At 46.8% G+C, this 14,560-nt stretch carries 12 protein-coding genes; 10 read left to right on the top strand and 2 right to left on the bottom strand.

Features of this window, described 5'->3' with window-relative positions:
- Positions 1-66: 66 nt before the first annotated feature.
- The 6 genes from pstB (at position 67) to AC2CG4_RS11720 (ending at position 6,133) form a co-directional block, all read left to right on the top strand.
- Positions 67-843: a phosphate ABC transporter ATP-binding protein PstB gene (gene pstB / locus AC2CG4_RS11745; protein ID WP_484486434.1), complete on the top strand. Its 777-nt coding sequence runs from the start codon at positions 67-69 to the stop codon at positions 841-843.
- Between the two features lie 20 nt (positions 844-863).
- On the top strand, positions 864-1,583 hold the full coding sequence (gene phoU / locus AC2CG4_RS11740; RefSeq protein WP_484486433.1) for a phosphate signaling complex protein PhoU: 720 nt from the start codon (positions 864-866) through the stop codon (positions 1,581-1,583).
- Between the two features lie 216 nt (positions 1,584-1,799).
- Entirely contained in the window at positions 1,800-2,510 is a 711-nt protein-coding gene (locus tag AC2CG4_RS11735; protein ID WP_484486432.1) for a FadR/GntR family transcriptional regulator, read from the top strand.
- A gap of 84 nt (positions 2,511-2,594) precedes the next feature.
- Positions 2,595-3,380, top strand: coding sequence for an SDR family NAD(P)-dependent oxidoreductase (locus AC2CG4_RS11730; protein ID WP_484486431.1), 786 nt, complete (start codon positions 2,595-2,597; stop codon positions 3,378-3,380).
- Positions 3,381-3,581: 201 nt separating this feature from the next.
- Entirely contained in the window at positions 3,582-5,147 is a 1,566-nt protein-coding gene (locus tag AC2CG4_RS11725) for a sodium/sugar symporter (protein ID WP_484486430.1), read from the top strand.
- Between the two features lie 104 nt (positions 5,148-5,251).
- Complete coding sequence (locus tag AC2CG4_RS11720; protein ID WP_484486429.1) at positions 5,252-6,133, top strand: SMP-30/gluconolactonase/LRE family protein; 882 nt, start codon at positions 5,252-5,254, stop codon at positions 6,131-6,133.
- Here AC2CG4_RS11720 and AC2CG4_RS11715 read toward each other — a convergent pair.
- Complete coding sequence (locus tag AC2CG4_RS11715; protein ID WP_484486428.1) at positions 6,130-7,086, bottom strand: AEC family transporter; 957 nt, start codon at positions 7,084-7,086, stop codon at positions 6,130-6,132. The genes AC2CG4_RS11720 and AC2CG4_RS11715 overlap by 4 nt on opposite strands.
- Before the next feature lie 85 nt (positions 7,087-7,171).
- A complete protein-coding gene (gene uxaC / locus AC2CG4_RS11710) occupies positions 7,172-8,587 on the bottom strand; it encodes a glucuronate isomerase (RefSeq protein WP_484486427.1) in 1,416 nt (471 codons plus the stop codon).
- A gap of 487 nt (positions 8,588-9,074) precedes the next feature.
- Here uxaC and AC2CG4_RS11705 point away from each other — a divergent pair, with 487 nt between their 5' ends.
- From AC2CG4_RS11705 to AC2CG4_RS11690, 4 genes are all read left to right on the top strand, one after another.
- Positions 9,075-9,425: a pentapeptide repeat-containing protein gene (locus tag AC2CG4_RS11705; RefSeq protein WP_484486426.1), complete on the top strand. Its 351-nt coding sequence runs from the start codon at positions 9,075-9,077 to the stop codon at positions 9,423-9,425.
- A 20-nt stretch (positions 9,426-9,445) separates the two neighbouring features.
- Positions 9,446-10,771 (top strand): glycosyl hydrolase, encoded by a 1,326-nt coding sequence (locus AC2CG4_RS11700; protein ID WP_484486425.1) that lies wholly within the window; start codon positions 9,446-9,448, stop codon positions 10,769-10,771.
- A gap of 221 nt (positions 10,772-10,992) precedes the next feature.
- The gene (locus AC2CG4_RS11695; RefSeq protein WP_484486424.1) at positions 10,993-13,236 is read left to right on the top strand and encodes a glycoside hydrolase family 3 C-terminal domain-containing protein; all 2,244 of its coding nucleotides are present in this window, start codon (positions 10,993-10,995) and stop codon (positions 13,234-13,236) included.
- Between the two features lie 169 nt (positions 13,237-13,405).
- Entirely contained in the window at positions 13,406-14,545 is a 1,140-nt protein-coding gene (locus AC2CG4_RS11690) for a serine hydrolase domain-containing protein (RefSeq protein ID WP_484486423.1), read from the top strand.
- Positions 14,546-14,560: the final 15 nt, after the last annotated feature.

Genomic DNA, 14,560 nt, shown 5'->3' with positions numbered 1-14,560 from the left:
AATTTGTCATTAAATTGAAACAATTCAGCGAATTCTCTTTTGGTTTTTTAAAGACAGGCACAACATATGAGTCCGATAGCATTGGTGGAACCGATCAAGCTTGAAGTAGACAATCTCAACTTGTACTACGATCAAAAGCGCGCATTAAATAGCGTGAGCTTAAAAATACCGGAGAAAAAAGTCACCGCCTTTATTGGCCCGTCTGGCTGCGGTAAATCTACGCTGTTGCGCTGCTTCAATCGCATGAATGATTTGGTTGACTCCTGCCGTGTAGAAGGAAAAATTTTACTCGATGGTCAAAACATCTACGATAAAAGTGTCGATGTGGCGGAATTGCGTCGCCAGGTAGGAATGGTGTTCCAAAAACCCAATCCGTTTCCAAAATCCATTTATGAAAACGTGGCTTATGGTCTACGCTTACAGGGCGTGAAATCTAAACGTGTATTAGATGAAGTAGTAGAAAAATCATTGAAAGGCGCCGCGCTGTGGGATGAAGTAAAAGACCGTTTGCACGAAAACGCATTTGGTTTATCCGGCGGTCAACAACAGCGTTTAGTAATCGCACGAGCAATTGCGATTGAACCGGAAGTGATTTTATTGGATGAACCGGCATCGGCGCTGGATCCAATTTCCACGTTGAAAATTGAAGAACTCATCAACGAATTGAAACACCAGTACACCATCGTGATCGTAACGCACAGCATGCAACAGGCCGCCCGCGTTTCAGATTACACCGCGTTTATGTATATGGGCGATTTGATCGAGCACGGTTTAACGGACACGCTCTTTACAAACCCCAGCAAAAAACAAACTGAAGATTACATCACCGGCCGTTACGGTTAATGCGGAGGCGCATCATGGTTATGGACATTACGAGTCACACACATCACATTTCGCAGCAATACAATATTGAGCTTGAAGCAATTCGCACCCATTTGTCGGAAATGGGCGGCATGGCGCAGCGTCAAGTTAACGATGCAATTCAGGCGTTGATCGATGCGGATGTGGAACGCGCCGAGCAAGTGGTCCGCGCAGATTTAAAAGTGAATTCGATGGAAATGGCAATCGATGAAGAGTGCATTCGCATTCTTGCCCGTCGTCAGCCAGCCGCCAGCGATTTACGTTTGGTGATTGCCGTCACCAAAGCGATTACCGATTTGGAGCGTATTGGCGATGAGGCAACAAAAATTGCCCGTCAAGCGATTGCGATGCATAAAGATGGTTTGGCGCCGCGCGGTTACATTGAAGTGCGCCATATCGGCGGCAATGTGGCGCGCATGTTACAGGATGCGCTCGATGCATTTGCACGTCTCGATATGGATCTGGCGCTGACTGTTGTGCAAACCGATAGACAAGTCGATATGGAATACAGCACGGCGATGCGCGAGTTGGTGACCTTTATGATTGAAGATCCGCGCAGTATTACGCGGGTACTGAATATCATGTGGTCGTTGCGCGCTTTAGAGCGCATCGGCGACCATGCACGCAATCTGGCGCAATACGTGATTTATCTGGTCAACGGTGAAGATGTGCGCCACTCGAATCTTGAAGAGATCGCTGAAAACGTTAATAACAAGGAATAAGCCGGTGATTTCCCCGGTTGCGTATTTTTTGCGTGACTAAAGCGACATCCTCTTGTTAAATAACCCGCGCCTGTTAGCAGGCGCGGGTTTTTTCGTTTTCAGGTCAAACACCAGTGGTATCCGTTATCCTCCCACGGCTTGAGCAGATGACAGCAACGGCAAATTAAGTCTTGTCGGATACCCTGTAAATATATAATATAAATAGGCTAAATAACTATGCTGGATACAGGGCGTAACCTTACTCACCAGTTAACCCATCAATTGGGTGCGGCAATTGTTCAGGGTCAATATGCGATTGATAAATCTTTCCCTACTGAGGCGGAGTTATCACAACAATTTAATATCAGCCGCAGCGTGACCCGCGAAGCGGTAAAAATGCTAACGGCAAAAGGGCTGATTGCCTCACGCCCGCGGCAGGGTATTCGGGTTATGCCCAGTACCCATTGGAATATGTTTGACGCCGATGTGCTCAGTTGGACACTCAATGCGCGCCCGTCGTTGGAGCTGCTGCGTGAATTCACCCAATTGCGTATGGCGATAGAGCCGGAAGCAGCGGTACTGGCGGCAGAAAACAAGCAAGATAAAGCCAAAATCAAGCTGATTGGCGACGCCTTGGCGCGGATGAAACGCGCCGATGAAGGGTTGGATGATCCTCTCTCGGCTGACATAGAGTTTCACTGTGCGATTTTGGCGGCGAGCAACAACCGGTTCTTCTTCCAGCTGCGCGAGTTTATTCAAGTGGCGCTGCGCGTCAGTATCGCCAGCACCAATCAGCTAAAAGGCGTGCTCACTGCAGATTATGACGATCACAAGCGAATTTATGATGCGATCTGTGCGGGCGATCAAGAGGAAGCGAGTAAAGCAGTAAAAACATTGCTGCAAGAAGTAATGCAGTTGATCAATGTGTCTCTGGTTAAACCTAAATAGCAAGTGCAGGTCTCAAACTGCTGCCTATGCTTAAAGGTGCCTATGTGTATAACGAATGGCGTATAAACCCAGAGAGAACTCAACATGTATAGCTACTCAGCCCATTCCGGGTATACCCGCTACCCGAGCTTGCAGGATCGCAGTGTGTTTATCACTGGCGGCGCTACTGGTATAGGTGCTGCCTTGGTGGAGGCCTTTGCCGCACAGGGAGCCAAGGTAGCCTTTGTCGATATAGATGAGCCGAGCGCCCAGGCGTTATGCGAAGAGTTGATGGCAAAAGGTTATGTCCGGCCTTGGTTCAAAGTGTGTGATGTGAGCGATATAAGTGCATTGCAGCGCAGTATTGTGGAAGCGCAACAAGCTCAGGGCGATATTCAGGTGTTGATTAATAATGCCGCTAACGACCAGCGCTTTGATACCCAAAGCGTTACCGAGGCGGACTGGCACCGCGGTTTGGCGGTTAACTTGCATCCGGTATTTTTTGCTGCACAAGCCGTGCAGCCGATGATGGCCGCGCAAGGTGGTGGATCGATCATTAATATCAGCTCGATCAATGTGCAATTTGGTCCACCGCGACTGGCCGGTTATATCACTGCCAAAGCCGGTATTTTGGGTATTTCCAAAGCATTGGCGACGGATTATGGCCCGGATAATATTCGCGTAAATTCTATTCTTCCCGGTTGGGTGGCAACACCCAAACAACTGGAAAAGTGGTTGAGTGAGGATGAAGAAAAAGAATTGATGAAGCGTGTGTGCCTTAAAAAACGTTTGGGCGCACACGATGTGGCCAATCTGGCGTTATTTTTGGCCGCAGATGATTCAGCCATGATCACCTCGCAAGAATTTATTGTCGATGGTGGGAGAATTTAATTTGCACTATTGAAGTATTGCGAGTAATTGCACGCGCATTGCGACAAGTCTTAACCCGGAAGCATTCATTAGTCAGCCTGATGAATGCTTCTTGTTTAAATAGCGGGCGAAATTGTTAGAGGCGCTGTTCCCACTCATAAAAACAAAATTTTTTAATAACAAAGTGCGCTCACGATACGCACTACTACATAGAGGTCAATCATGATTTTAAACGGACTCGATATGGGGGTATTGGTTGCATACACCCTGATTTTGCTATTTGTTGCTTACTGGGTGTCGCGCGACGAAAAAGGCCACGAAAAAAATGCCAACGATTATTTTCTCGCGAGTAAATCCCTGCCTTGGTGGGCGATAGGCGCGTCTTTAATTGCCGCCAATATTTCCGCCGAACAAATTATCGGTATGTCTGGCTCCGGTTATGTGATTGGTATGGGCATCGCCGCTTACGAATTAATGGCAGCCATCACCTTGATCGTGATCGCCAAATATTTCCTGCCAATTTTTCTCGCCAAAGGCATCTACACCATGCCGCAATTTTTAGAGAATCGTTATGACGGGCGCGTGCGCACCATCATGGCGATTTTCTGGCTCGCCCTTTACACCTTCGTAAATCTCACCTCGGTCTTGTATTTAGGTTCGTTGGCGATCTCCCAATTTTTGGGTATCGACATGTTGTACGGCATGATTTTTTTAGTAATGTTCTCTATGGCTTACTCGGTTTATGGCGGCCTGAAAGCGGTAGCTATGACTGATATTATTCAAGTTGTTTTACTGGTCTTGGGCGGTCTGTTTGTGAGTTATCTCGCGCTCAACCAAATCTCTGGCGATACCGGTGTGATCTCTGGTTTTGCAACGCTTGTGGAGAAAGCACCAGAAAAATTCGATATGATTTTGGCGCAAGATAATCCCAACTACATTAGTCTGCCGGGTATATCCGTCTTGATTGGTGGTTTGTGGATTATGAATATCAGCTACTGGGGTTTTAACCAATATATTATTCAGCGCGCGCTCGCAGCAAAAAGTTTGCAAGAAGCGCAAAAAGGCATGGCGTTTGCGGCTTACGTAAAATTATTTGTTCCTATCATTGTAGTGCTGCCAGGTATTTGCGCGGTGGTACTGGCGCCGGATTTAAGCAAGCCAGATCAAGCCTATCCAGAAATGATGAAACTATTGCCGCATGGTTTGCTCGGCATTGCATTTGCCGCACTGGTGGCTGCGATTGCATCCTCACTCAGTTCTATGAGCAATAGTATCTCCACCATTTTCACTATGGATATCTACAAAAAATTGATCAACCCTAATGCCACAGAACATAAGTTGGTATTTGTTGGTCGCTCAACTGCCTTAATTGCCATGGTGATTGCAATATTGTTGGCCAAACCTCTGGTCGGTCAGTCACAGCAAGCCTTCCAATTTATTCAGGAATTCACTGGCTTCTTTACCCCAGGCATTGTGGTGATTTTCCTGTTTGGTTTCTTCTGGAAAAAAGCCTCGGCCAACTCCGCTTTGGCTGCTGCAATTGCATCAGTTTTGTTTTCGGCAATGTTCTACAAGTTTTTGCCTGAGTTCCCCTTTATGGATCGCGTGGGCGTGGTGTTTATACTGTGCTGTGTCTTAGCTGCGGTAGTAACTTTACTGGGCGGTGCCAAAGAGCAAGCCAATGCCATTCATTTGGATGATGTGAGCTTTAAAACTACCTCAGGGTTTAATATTGCATCGGTTGGTGTAATCCTGATCCTAGTCGCCATCTATGCTACTTGGTGGTAAGTTGCGTAGTCGCTGTCACTGATCAAAAAAATGCCTCTGTTCGAGGCATTTTTTTTAACTGTTATAATCTGCTTTATTTAATTCAACAACAAAAAGTGAATACTATGACTGCACTGACTCTTATCGATACAGTTCCCTGCGCCAATTTGCTCGGCGAAGGCGTGCAGTGGAATCATCAGGACGGTTGTTTTTGGTGGACCGATATTCTTGCTGCAAAACTGTATCGCTACCGCATCAGCGATAAACATTTAACCCATCGGGATTTACCCGGGCGTCTTGGTTGTTTTACGTTTGCAAAAAATGATGCGCGTATTCTCGCGGCGTTTGAATCAGGTTTTGCCTGGTTTGATATCACAACCGGCGCAGTTGAGTGGATTGCAAAACCGGAAGTCGATGTAATTGGCAATCGCGCCAACGATGGCCGCTGTGATCGTCAGGGACGCTTTTGGATGGGCACAGTTGTCGAGCAAAAAAACTCACCGGAGCAAAGCGCTGCGCTCTATTGTTTGGACCACAATCTTACGTTGAGCCAACATTTTAGTGGCTTGATGATTTCCAATTCACTCTGCTGGAGCCCAGATTCGCGCAAGTTGTATCACGCTGATTCGCCAACCCACAGCATTCGCGTTTATGATTTTGACGCGCACACGGGCGAGTTATCCAATCCGGAAATTTTTGCGCACACAGAAATTGGTGTGGAGCCCGATGGTGCATGTGTCGATGCGCAAGGCTATGTGTGGAATGCCCAGTGGGGCGGTAGCCGAGTAGTGCGCTATGCGCCCGACGGCACTAAAGATTTGGTGTGGGATATGCCGGTATCGCAACCAACCTGCGTGGCATTTGGCGGCAATGATTTTAATTTATTGGCGGTCACTAGCGCGCGTGTGGGGTTGAGCCATGACGCGCTTGCCCAGCAACCAGACGCGGGCAATCTGTTTATTTTTAAAACCACTGCTACCGGTTTGCCAGAAGTTTGGTTTGGTTAAACCACCTTCAGTATTTGCAGCACCCATAAACCCAAGGTCACGGTGATAAGCGACCAAAGGGTGGTTTGAGCCACTATATTGGCCGCCAATTCACTATTGCCTTTCATGGCTTGCACCATCACAAAACTGATGGTTGCTGTGGGCGATGCAGCCAATAAAAATAACACGGCCAAGGCATCGCCATTGAGCCCCAAGCTAATCGCGATAGCACAGGCGATAATCGGCGAAAGAATTAATTTCCATAGGCATGCGCTTAAGGTCGTAGCGTCTATGCGTGCCAGTCGGGATAAACTCAGCGAGCCACCGATACAAATCAGCGCCAGCGGCAGCACCATCTGGCTCAAATATTTTCCGCTATCCATAATCACATTGGGCAGTTGCAGGCCAATTCCATTTACTGCGAAGCCAGAAAATATAGCGAGAATTAAAGGGTTTTTCACAATGCCCAGCAGTGTCGGCACAAGTGAGTTATTGGCATGGTGCAAACTGCGATTCAACACGTAAACCGATAATACGTTGTACAACACTACCGTCATAGCAACGGGTAGGGAGGCCAGCGCCAAACCTTTTTCGCCGTAAGCGTTGGCACAAAATGCCAGCCCCAGAATAACCAAATTGCCGCGAAAGGCACCTTGCACCAATACGCCTTCATCGCGCGGGTTTTTGCAGTGCCAATGCGCCGTCATCAAACTGCCAATAAAAACTAATCCAGTCATTAAGCAGAAGGCAATCAATAAATTCCAATCGCTAATATGCGATAGATCAGTGGTGGCGCTGGTGATAAATAACATCACCGGCAAGCCAATGTTGTACACCAATTGTGATGCGGTTTTGATGAAGTCGTCGTTAATCATATTGCGCTTTCTCAGCCAGATGCCGAGAAAGAGCATCACAAAAATAGGAGCTGTGATATTAAAAGCGAAGAGAAAAGTATTGAGTGCGTTTTGTAGCAAAGTGGATGTCCAAAAAGAGGCGCGAAACAAGGGGGGGGTATAAAAAAGCCCGGCGAACCGGGCTTATTTTAACTTACTCGGACTGTTATTCAGGAACTACAAACGGAAAATAGTTTTTAGCGTTGTTGAAGCTAATATCCTGAATCATCTTGCCGACCATTTTAGGATCGTTAGGCACTAAACCTTTGGCCATATCGCGCCCTAAAATTCCGCACAGAATGCGGCGGAAATATTCATGGCGTGAATAGCTGAGGAAGCTGCGGCTGTCAGTGAGCATGCCCACAAAGCGGCTCAGCAAGCCCAACTGGCTCAGTGCTTCAATCTGGCGAGTCATGCCTTCCATTTGATCGAGGAACCACCAGCCGCTGCCAAATTGAATTTTGCCTGCGGCTGAACCGTCCTGGAAGTTACCGATCATGGTGCCGATCATTTCGTTATCGCGCGGGTTCAAATTGTAAATAATGGTTTTGGCGAGTTTGTTTTGATCGTCCAAGCGACCTAAAAACTTGGCCAATGGTTTGGCATAGTTGTGATCGCCAATTGAATCAAAACCGGTATCTGGGCCTAAGGTGCGGAACAGGCGTGGGTTGTTGTTGCGAATCGCCCCTATATGGAATTGCTGCACCCAGCCTTTGGCGTGATCTTGCAGGGCGAACTCAACCATCATCGCCGATTGGAATTTTTCAATTTCCACCGCATCCAGATCTTTATAGCTGCGAATTTTCAAGAAAATCGCGTTAATTTCTTCTTGTGTGTAATCGGCTGCATACACAGTTTCCAAACCATGGTCCGACAAGCGGCAACCATTTGCGTGGAAATAATCGTGGCGAACATTCAGCGCTTTCATCAAATCATCAAAAGTATTGATGTTGACATCGGCTGCAACCGCCAAGCGATCCATGTATTTGTTATAGGCTTCGGTGTTTTCCACCATCATGGCGCGGTCGGGGCGCCAGGTGGGCAGCATCGCCGATTTAAAGGATTTATCTGCCGCAACGGTTTTGTGGTGGGCGAGATCGTGAATTGGATCATCGGTGGTACACACCATTTTCACGTTGGCCTGGGTCATCAAACCGCGCGCGCTGAATTCGGGCGTTGCAAGCAGCTCGTTACATTCATCCCACGTGCGCTTGGCGTTGCTGCTGTCGAGCAGGCGGTCGGTGATACCAAATGGTTTGCGCAGTTCCAGATGAGTCCAGTGGTAGAGCGGGTTGCGCAAGGTGTTGGGCACAGTGGCACACCACTGCTCGAACTTTTCCCAATCGCTCGCATCACCCGTACAGAAACGTTCATTTACGCCGTTGGAGCGCATCGCGCGCCATTTGTAATGATCGCCGGCTAGCCAAACCTCAGTAAGGTTTTTGAATTGCTTATTCTGACCTACTTGTTCAGGGGGAAGGTGGCAGTGGTAATCAATGATGGGCATGTGTTTGGCGTACTCATGAAAGAGTATTTTCGCCTGCTCAGTGTCGAGCAAAAAGTCGTCGTGGATAAAGCTCATTCTCACAATTCCTCAATAATGCCGAAGCGACAGCAGATCCGCGTGAGGCTGTGCGATGGCAAGATAATTTTTTACGCTCAACGCATGTCTTTAGCATAGTTCGCAATGCGAGTAGCTAAACCTTGTTAAAGGGAGACTGGCTGAAGATTGTTATTCCAACAGGCGCTATATGCCGGAAGGGATAAGTTTGACCGAGGATTGCCTGCCCAAAGGCTAGATTGATAAACAACAATAACCAGGTAATTGGGCGCGCTACTATGTTGCAGCTTGTACGCAAGTGTAACCTGCGCAACTCAAAATACCAACCGGGCAAGTAAAGCTTTTAACGCGCTAATTACACTTCTTAAACTCGAATGTAACCGTTTACAGTATAATGTCGCCGGCACTGAAATCGGTTAAGCAAAACTCCACTGCTGGGCTATAGTCAAAACACATATCCCTTAGGGAATATGGTTGAAATTACCTAGCCAGCCAAATGGAGCCAGCCATGACTAAACCTATTGTGCATCACAATCCTTATTACGATTTATTGCGTGCTGAGCGCGTGGTTGAATTCAATCAGCGTAAAGCCCGCGGTGAGGTAAAAGTGGATATTTTGCGTGGTGGCGATTTTCGTGGTTTGGATTTGCGTGAGTTGGATGCAAGTGGTTTGGATTTGCGTGATGCCTATTTTCGCGGTGCCGATTTGCGTGGTATTGATTTCCGCACTGCCCAGTTGGAAGGCGCGAGTTTTTGTCAGGCCCATATTTCCGGTTGCTTTTTCCCCCGCGAAATAACGGCTGATGAGCTGCGTCTCTCCTTCGATTTGGGAATTCGGGTGCGATACCAAAATAATTAAACGTCTTCCCGAGGATCACTATGAGCATCAATTACATCCCGGCATCAATGCCGGTGTTTGCGCGCAGTTCACTTTTGGCCGTGATTATCGTTGCAATAACAGCGGCAATGATTGGTTGCAATAAATCCAATGAGAGTGCATCAACGTCATCTTTCGCGGCAGTTGAGCCGGTTGCCAGTCAAGCCAGCGTCGAACGCAATACGGCTGTTGTCGATATCAATATTGTCGATAAAAAGGCCACCGCTGAAACCCGTTCACTTTTCGCGTTTATGCAGCAAGAGCGCAAAGAGTCGATTATGTTTGGCCATCAGCATGAAACGACACAGGGATTAACCATTACCAGCACCGATGGTACACAATCTGATACCTTTAATGCGGTAGGTGATTTTGCCGCGGTATATGGCTGGGACACTTTATCTATTGTTGCCCCCAAATTAGAGGGCGATGTAGTCGAACAAATTAAAAAAGCCTATGCGCGCGGTGGCATCATCACTGTGAGCTCGCATTTTGATAATCCCCTTACAGATAAACAAAAAGGTGTATGGCCGGTTGGCACTTCGTGGGATACCACACCTGCCGTAGTGGCGGCCTTGCCCGGTGGTGAAGCTAATGTGGTTTACAAAGCTTACCTGGATCAACTCGCAGACTGGGCGAATAATCTTAAAGATGATAATGGCACCTTAATCCCCGTTATTTTCCGTATTCTTCATGAAAATACCGGCAGCTGGTTTTGGTGGGGCGATAAACAATCCACTCCAGAAGAGTACAAGCAGTTGTACCAATACACAGTTGAATATTTGCGCGATACCAAAGGGGTGCACAATTTTTTATACGCCTATTCGCCCAATAATTTTTGGGAGGTAACAGAGGCAAATTATTTGGAGCGCTATCCTGGTGATGCCTATGTGGATGTGTTGGGTTTTGATACTTACGGCGAAGTAGAAAACAATGAAAACTGGTTTAAAAATGTGGTCGCCAATGCTGCGCTGGTTGCGCGTATGGCAGATGAGCGCGGTAAAATTCCGGTGATTTCCGAAATTGGTATTCGCGCGCCAGATATCGAAGCAGGTAAATACGATAATCAGTGGTATCGCAAACTGATCGCTGGTTTAAAAGCCGATGCCGATGCGCGCACCATCGCTTTTTTACTGACATGGCGCAATGCAACGGAAGGCGTTCCCGGCCCCGAGGGTAAAAATGTCCCGCATTACTGGGTTCCTGCCAACCGTGAAGAAAATATCAGCAATGGCACATTGGATGATTTTCGCGCGTTTTATAGTGATGATTTCACCGCGTTTAATCGCGATATTTCTGGTGTGTATAACATCGAAACACGCATTAAATAAATAATGAGTTTTCAATAGTAAAAACGGTCTTTGTTGAAGGCCGTTTTTTGTTTCAGCTAAGGTAAAAATCCGTTAAGTTGCCGTCCTCTTCAATCCATCTGGTTAGTATTCCCGCCTTCACTTGATGCTCTTTTTTCGACATCACTGCAAAATCGCCACTAGGCTATTCAGATAACAATTAGATCCACTCTCTCCGATAAATAACAGCAAGAGGCTCCATCATGACATTTTCCAAAAAACTCAGCGCTATAGCGATCACCTGCGCTTTATGCGGTATTCCCGCTAGTAATGCGCAGACCATTAATGCAAAGGCTCAACCTTGGATGAAAGCTGAGCTAAGCGCGGCTGAACGCACACAATTAGTGCTTAAAGAAATGACGCTGGATGAAAAATTACAGCTAGTGGTGAGCTATTTTGGTACTGATGCGCCGTGGAAAAACTTCACCCGTCCGGTTGAATCTCATCCTCAGTCAGCAGGTTTTGTCTATGGTGTACCACGCTTGGGTATTCCGCATATTTGGCTGGCCGATGCAGGGCTTGGTGTTGCCTCCCAAGGCGGCCCTAATGTCCGTGAACGTACTGCGTTACCATCGGGCATGAATACTGCCGCCACCTGGAATCCGCAGATTGGTTTTGAGGGCGGTGCCATGATTGGAGCAGAAGCGCGACTCTCTGGTTTTAACGTGTTGCTCGCAGGCAGCGTGAATCTTGTACGTGAGCCCCGCAATGGGCGCAACTTTGAATATGCTGGCGAAGATCCCTTATTGGCTGGTGTTATGGTGGGTGAGCAAATTAAAGGCGTGCAGTCCAATCAGATTGTCTCGACCTTAAAACATTTTGCCTATAACGATCAGGAAACCGGGCGCGGGCAGCTCAATGTGGTGATCGACGAGGCCGCAGGGCGCATGTCCGATTTGCTTGCGCTGCAAATCGCCAATGAGATTGGCAATCCCGGTTCGGTAATGTGTGCATACAATCGTGTTAACGGTGTGTACGCTTGTGAGAGCGATTATCTACTCAACGAAGTGCTGAAAAAAGATTGGGGCTTCAACGGATGGGTGATGTCGGATTGGGGCGCAACCCACAGCACAATTCCCGCAGCAAATAATGGATTGGATCAACAATCTGGCTTGCCATTTGATCAGGCCGCTTATTTTAAAGAGCCGCTCAAAGAAGCGGTAACCAATGGCTGGGTGACGCAGGCGCGTCTGGATGATATGGCTGGTCGTGTATTGCAGCCATTGTTTGAACAGGGGGTCATGGACAATCCTGTACCGCAACCTAGCAATAATATTGATTTCAAAAAACACGGTTTGATTTCGCAAAAAGATGCGGAAGAGGGCATGGTGTTGTTGCGTAACGAAAAAGTAAATGGCGCAACATTATTGCCGCTGGCTAAAGAACTAAAAAAAATTGCCATCATCGGTTCACACGCGAATGTTGGTGTGCTGTCCGGTGGCGGCTCATCACAGGTTTATCCTCTGGGCGGTATCGCAATAAAAGACCTTGGCCCGAAAGCATTTCCAGGCCCAATGGTGTATTACCCTTCATCGCCCATGAAAGCACTTGAAACTCGTTACCCTAATGCGCGCATCAGTTTTGATGAAGGTACTGATCTGCAAGCGGCTGCAACACTCGCGGCCGACAGTGATGTGGTAATTGTGTTTGCACATCAGTGGGCTGCAGAGTCCGTTGATGTGCCTGATTTATCGCTGCCCGATAATCAGGACGCGCTCATCGCCAGCATTGCGAAAGCTAATGCAAAAACGGTGGTGGTGTTACAAACTGGCGGTGCGGTATTAATGCCGTGGATAAATGACGTTGGTGCCGTATTGGAGGCATGGTACCCCGGCACCAATGGTGGTGAAGCGATTGCGCGGGTGTTATCCGGCGAGGTCAATCCATCAGGTCATCTACCGATTACCTTTCCCGCTGCAGAAAATCAATTGCCTCGCACTTTGGTCGACGGAGACCCCAAAAAACCGGATGAGCGTTTTGATGTAAATTATTTTGAAGGTGCGGCAGTCGGTTACAAATGGTTCGAATTAAAAAATCATCAGCCGCTCTTTCCATTTGGCTTCGGTTTGTCGTACACCGATTTCGCCTACAGTGATTTAAAAACTGCAGTAAAAAATGGCCAACTAAGTGTGAGCTTCAGCGTTAAAAATACCGGCGCTGTTGCAGGTAAAGATGTAGCACAGGTTTACGTAGCGCCAAAAAGTGCGAAGTGGGAAGCGCCTAAACGTTTGGGTGCTTTTCATAAGGTGGATTTAAAACCGGGCGAATCGACTAGTGTGACCGTTAATATTGATCCACGTTTGTTGGCGATGTATCAGAGCAAAGACAAAACCTGGAAAATCGCCAAAGGTGAATATGAAGTAATCCTCGCAAAATCTACTGCCGAATCGCAAACCAGCGTAAAAGTGAAGTTGCCCGCCCGCACATTGGATGTGAATGGAAAATAGTTTTCCGGTGGTGTTAGCAATAATTATATAAGGCGGCGATAAGCCGCCTTATTTTTTATATTTTTCAAGTCAACATTGTCGTATAGCGGTAGTTTTACGTTGTATTTATTATGTTAACTAGTGGATGGTGATTTAATATGCGGGCTAATTACAACCATAGGATCGGGTTATGAAAATAAATACAGTAAGAAAGTGTTCGCCAGTCATTGTGTCTCTAGTGGTATCCCTTGTGGTATTTCTCGCATCTTGTACTATTCATAAAAATAACTCTGTGGCGAGTGAAAAAATAAAGAATCAATACCATGCGGCGGAGGTGGAGAAATACCTGGGGACTTTATCAAGCGAGAATATGCCTGGGTTTGCCTACTTGATTTCAAAGGATGGAAAAATAATCGCGAAAGGTGGTGTTGGTCTCGCCAATATAGAAAGCAATACTCCCAATAATACGCAAACCGTTTTTAGGGCGGCCTCTATTACCAAACAATTTACGGCGGTATCCATATTGCTGTTAGTTGAACAGGGGAAGTTGTCGCTAGATGATAAATTAAATAGTTATTTCCCGGCCTTGCCTAATGCCGAGAAAATTACCATAAGAAGTTTGTTAGATCATACATCCGGAATATGGGAGCAGGAAAAAGACGAAGATTTTCCTTTTCCTGTTGATCAAGAAGTTCCTGTCGATGCGCATCTTTCCTATATTCAAAAAAATAAACCCTATTTTGATCCAGGCGAGAAATGGAATTATTGTAATAATGGTTATTTTGTATTGGGCCTTATTGTAGAAAAAATCGCTGGCATGCCGCTTGAGTCATACATGCAAAAACACCTATTTTCTCCCTTGGGAATGGAAAACTCTGGGCTCTATGGCAACAATGCTCAATATAAACATGGCGCGACAGGTTATGGCATAAGGGATGAAAAACCGTATCAAGAAATTGATACAAATATGTTTACCTACAAAGGTGCCGCAGCATTGTATTCAACGGTTGAGGATTTGTTGCTGTGGAGCGAGGCGCTACATAATGGAAAAATTATCAGTAGCGAGTCTTATCAGCAGCTCATCACACCACATAAATTTACCAATGGTTTTGTGCCTTTTGTTGGCTATGGTTTTGGTGTAGGTATAGAGGATGTTGGAGGGCGCCATACCATCGGGCACCCTGGCCGAATGTACGGCTTCCAGTCAGATATGTTGCGTATTCCTGAAGATAATATAAACGTTATATTTCTCGCTAATGTAAATAGCGGTCAACTGAAAGCAGAAGGGCGGATTACCGCAACAATAATCGAAACTTTGTATGAAAATTAATAAAACCTAAGAATC

The organism is Cellvibrio sp. ATLC23 (genome assembly GCF_057196725.1).
Note: the sequence above shows the minus strand (reverse complement) of the source record. Positions and strands in the feature narration are given on the sequence as shown.

Bases quoted from the DNA above. Each gene is read 5' to 3' on its own strand.
- AC2CG4_RS11725 (WP_484486430.1), top strand. From the start codon at position 3,582: ATGATTTTAAACGGACTCGATATGGGGGTATTGGTTGCATACACCCTG.
- pstB (WP_484486434.1), top strand. From the start codon at position 67: ATGAGTCCGATAGCATTGGTGGAACCGATCAAGCTTGAAGTAGACAAT.
- AC2CG4_RS11730 (WP_484486431.1), top strand. From the start codon at position 2,595: ATGTATAGCTACTCAGCCCATTCCGGGTATACCCGCTACCCGAGCTTG.
- AC2CG4_RS11690 (WP_484486423.1), top strand. From the start codon at position 13,406: ATGAAAATAAATACAGTAAGAAAGTGTTCGCCAGTCATTGTGTCTCTA.
- uxaC (WP_484486427.1), bottom strand. From the start codon at position 8,587: ATGAGCTTTATCCACGACGACTTTTTGCTCGACACTGAGCAGGCGAAA.
- AC2CG4_RS11705 (WP_484486426.1), top strand. From the start codon at position 9,075: ATGACTAAACCTATTGTGCATCACAATCCTTATTACGATTTATTGCGT.
- AC2CG4_RS11720 (WP_484486429.1), top strand. From the start codon at position 5,252: ATGACTGCACTGACTCTTATCGATACAGTTCCCTGCGCCAATTTGCTC.
- AC2CG4_RS11695 (WP_484486424.1), top strand. From the start codon at position 10,993: ATGACATTTTCCAAAAAACTCAGCGCTATAGCGATCACCTGCGCTTTA.
- AC2CG4_RS11700 (WP_484486425.1), top strand. From the start codon at position 9,446: ATGAGCATCAATTACATCCCGGCATCAATGCCGGTGTTTGCGCGCAGT.
- AC2CG4_RS11735 (WP_484486432.1), top strand. From the start codon at position 1,800: ATGCTGGATACAGGGCGTAACCTTACTCACCAGTTAACCCATCAATTG.
- phoU (WP_484486433.1), top strand. From the start codon at position 864: ATGGACATTACGAGTCACACACATCACATTTCGCAGCAATACAATATT.